We start from the raw sequence: 695 nt of genomic DNA on the forward strand, positions 1-695 counted from the left end.
AGCTTATGCTGCTGGGTTCCCCCATTCGGACATCGTTAGCTCAAATGCTTGTTACTAGCTCGCCAACGCTTTTCGCAAGTTACTACGTCCTTCATCGCCTCTGACTGCCAAGGCATCCACCGTATACGCTTAGTCGCTTAACCATACAACCCAAATGAGTTTCACTCATCTGCGYCGCATTGCGACCAGCTTGGTTTTACTTGTCTCACTTCTGACCAAAGAAGTGGACGCGCCTTAGACGTAAACTATKCMAYWAAGMATAATTTACTATTGAATATTCAAGACACTTAATAAAGTGTTTGAGAACTCATGATGCTCTTGCTTAGCAAAGAATGCTTKCGCAATTACATCGTTTTGTAATTAATCACATGACAGACTCATGYAATTAAATACTATCAGCTTTCCAAATTGTTAAAGAACAATGCGTACCGGCTAGCGGCGCATTYAGCTCTGACTTCTCCTAAGAGAAGATAAACAAGCAATCTGTGTGAACACTCAACAAACATTAAGTTAGTCGTATAGGTAAGGAGGTGATCCAGCCCCAGGTTCCCCTAGGGCTACCTTGTTACGACTTCACCCCAGTCATGAACCACAAAGTGGTGAGCGCCCCCCCGAAGGTTAAGCTACCCACTTCTTTTGCAGCCCACTCCCATGGTGTGACGGGCGGTGTGTACAAGGCCCGGGAACGTATTCAC

2 rRNA genes are annotated in these 695 nt (G+C 45.6%); both read right to left on the reverse strand.

The features are described 5' to 3' along the window. Positions 1-143: ribosomal RNA gene (locus L5M51_RS22735) — 23S ribosomal RNA — on the reverse strand; the annotation flags it as partial. Between the two features lie 380 nt (positions 144-523). Then, positions 524-695: ribosomal RNA gene (locus L5M51_RS22740) — 16S ribosomal RNA — on the reverse strand; the annotation flags it as partial.

Source organism: Shewanella sp. SM73 (genome assembly GCF_025653795.1).
Classification (GTDB): Bacteria; Pseudomonadota; Gammaproteobacteria; order Enterobacterales; family Shewanellaceae; genus Shewanella; species Shewanella oncorhynchi.